Below are 2,495 nucleotides of genomic sequence, written 5' to 3'. Positions count from 1 at the left end.
GCTCGGTCCACGAGACCATGGCGGACGCCACCGGCCCCGACGGAGCCGGTGCACACGACGGCCGTGCCGGTCTACGGCAGGCAGGCGGTGGGGCGGTCGGCAACGCGCCCGGGGTACGGACGGGGACGCCGAGATCCTCGGCCTTGGCGCGCTTGGAGCCGGCCGTCTCCCCGACAACCAGGAGGGTGGCGCACTCGGAGACCGAGGAGGAGGCCTTGCCGCCCACGCGTTCGATCAGCTCGTCCAACTCGTTGCGGGACAGCTCGGCCAGCACACCGGTCACGCTGCCCGTGACGACCACCACCTCCCCCGCGGACCCACCACCGTCGGCCGCCGCGTTCTCGACGCCGCTTCAGGCCGCGGCCTCGGGGCCGCTGACGGAGGTGCCGACACCAAAGGTGGCAAAGAGGCCCAGCAGCATGGCGAGGCCAGCGAGTTCGACGGCGACGACGCGGCCCTTCTCGGCACCGGCGCCGTCGACGCCGGGTAGGGCCCCGGCGTTGACGGCACGGATCTCCGCCATCGACCCCAAGAACGCGGCGATCCGACGAAACATCTCCACGGCGTACTGGACGGCGAGCAGAGCCTGGCGCCCGTCCCAGCTGCGCCACGTCGGCCAGGGCCTTGGCATCGAGTACCCAGGCCGCGCCGCGGTACACGAGAGTGCTCAGTGGGGGTGCGGCGGTGCCGCTTCTACGGCCGGGTGTGGACGATCCGGCGGGCGGTGCGGAACATCTCGGCACCGTGGGCACCGTCGGGGAAGCGCTCAACGACGCGGTGGTGCACGTGCTGGCGGTAGGCCAGGGCGGTCAGGCTGCCGAAGACCTCCATGTCGAGCTGCTGCTGGGAGGCGAAGCAGGCCAGCGCGTCCCGCTTGGCTGTCAGGAGTTCGGGTGTCCCGACGAAGAAGCGGTTGGGTTCGAAGTTCCGGCTGCAGGGGGAGCGGAAGTAGAGCAGGTCGGCAGCCTCACGCATCGCGACGGCGGTGACCTCCTCACCGGTGACAGCGTGGTCGAGGTGTTGGTCGTCGGGGCACTGGGTGTAGACGGCGTCGGGCCACTCGAGGCCGAAGGTGTCGAACAGGGTGGCGTTGACGGCGCCGCGGCAGTCGGTGGAGCGCGTGTCGGGGATCGTGGAGAACGTGTACCGGCCGATGCCGAGGATCTTCGCGGCGGCCAGGCACGCGGCGCGGCGTACACCGTCGTCCATCCCGGGGCGTCCGTCGCTCAGGCCGTGGACGCGGACTCGGTCGCCGACGATGGCGTGGTGGAGCAGTTGAGACCTTCGGCCAACTGCCCGTAGTGCCGCGCGCATTGCCGCCACGATCGACCGGTTCCGGTTGCACCGGTCCTGCCGCGCGCTACCGGCACCTGGGCCGGGCGGGTCAGCGGGATCGCCGAGTGGTTGCCCGCAAGACGGTTACGCCCGGGAGCTCCGGCATCTCCGCGGGCCCCCGGACCGGTCCTGACCGGCTCGTCAGACCGGGCGCTGCTCGTACGCGGCGACGATCTGCCGGGACAGGCGTCCGCGATCGCTGACCTCGTGTCCGTTCTCCCGTGCCCAGTTGCGGATCCGCCGGCTGTGGTCGGGCGGCATAGGCGTACGGGCCGGGCGTACGGGGCCGGAGCTGGGGATCCGGCCCCGGACCTCGCGTCCGTGACTCGTATAGGGGGCCAGGGAGCGGCGCAGCTGTTCGGCGTTGCTCTCGTTCAGGTCGATTTCGTACCGCTGGCCGTCCAGTGCGAATCGGATGGTCGTGTGGGCGGGTCCGCCGACGAGATCGTCCTCGAGAACGATGTGAATACGTTGGGCCATGGCGTGGCCTTTCTGGTCCGAGGCGGATGCTTCGTCGGCGCATGGTATGGGGTGCGGGTATTTGTTTCCTAATTGATTATTCGTGTCCACCGGGTCTCGGTCCTCGGCGGGGGAGTCTCGCGCAGGCGGGGGACGGGGCCGTTCCGGTCAGGCGCGGCGGCGTCCTGCGTCGGCGAGGCGGCGGTCGCGGCGGCTGCGGCGCAGGGAGGCGACGAAGGTGGCCACGGAGACGGTGATGACGACGGCGCTGACGACGAGCAGGACGAGGTCGGGGTTCGGAACCCGGGTCATGGCGACGGTGAGGGCGGCGAGGAGGACGACGACGCCCAGGCCTTTGAAGACGTTCATGCGGTGCTGTGGTCTTTCGGTTATTTCCACGTGGAGACGCGTGTCATGTACGACTTGATGACGGAGGAGACGAGCCAGTAGGTGCGGACCACCGTGAAGACGAGTTCCGGTATCAGCAGGGCCTCGACGATCATGGCCTTGGGGCCGAGCTTGCGGACCCTAAGCGCCGGGTAGAGGATCCAGAAGCCGATCATCGCCCAGAACAGCGGCGCGTGGCTGACGCCGAACCGCGCGATGGCGGCCACCTGCTTGGTGCCCCAGCCGAGGATGTAGGCGGAGGCGATGAGCCCCATGATCAGGGTGCTGATCGAGTGCCAGGTGAACTTCGTCCA

6 protein-coding genes are annotated in these 2,495 nt (G+C 69.8%); all 6 read right to left on the bottom strand.

Annotated features, from left to right (window positions below):
* Window positions 1–304, bottom strand: a 304-nt coding sequence (locus tag ACWDCZ_RS40375; RefSeq protein WP_449818594.1) for a BRCT domain-containing protein, incomplete at its 3' end; no start/stop codon positions are given.
* Between the two features lie 48 nt (window positions 305–352).
* Window positions 353–556 (bottom strand): hypothetical protein, encoded by a 204-nt coding sequence (locus tag ACWDCZ_RS40370; protein WP_449818593.1) that lies wholly within the window; start codon window positions 554–556, stop codon window positions 353–355.
* A 137-nt stretch (window positions 557–693) separates the two neighbouring features.
* Entirely contained in the window at window positions 694–1,314 is a 621-nt protein-coding gene (locus tag ACWDCZ_RS40365) for a PIG-L deacetylase family protein (protein WP_449818592.1), read from the bottom strand.
* 162 nt (window positions 1,315–1,476) lie between these two features.
* Entirely contained in the window at window positions 1,477–1,815 is a 339-nt protein-coding gene (locus ACWDCZ_RS40360; protein ID WP_449818591.1) for a histone-like nucleoid-structuring protein Lsr2, read from the bottom strand.
* Between the two features lie 147 nt (window positions 1,816–1,962).
* Complete coding sequence (locus ACWDCZ_RS40355; RefSeq protein WP_449818590.1) at window positions 1,963–2,163, bottom strand: hypothetical protein; 201 nt, start codon at window positions 2,161–2,163, stop codon at window positions 1,963–1,965.
* Between the two features lie 20 nt (window positions 2,164–2,183).
* Window positions 2,184–2,495 (bottom strand): hypothetical protein (locus ACWDCZ_RS40350; protein WP_449818589.1); only part of this gene is annotated, 312 nt, incomplete at its 5' end.

The sequence above is a fragment of the Kitasatospora sp. NPDC001225 genome (assembly GCF_053597855.1).
This window is presented reverse-complemented; position numbering and strand designations above follow the sequence as displayed.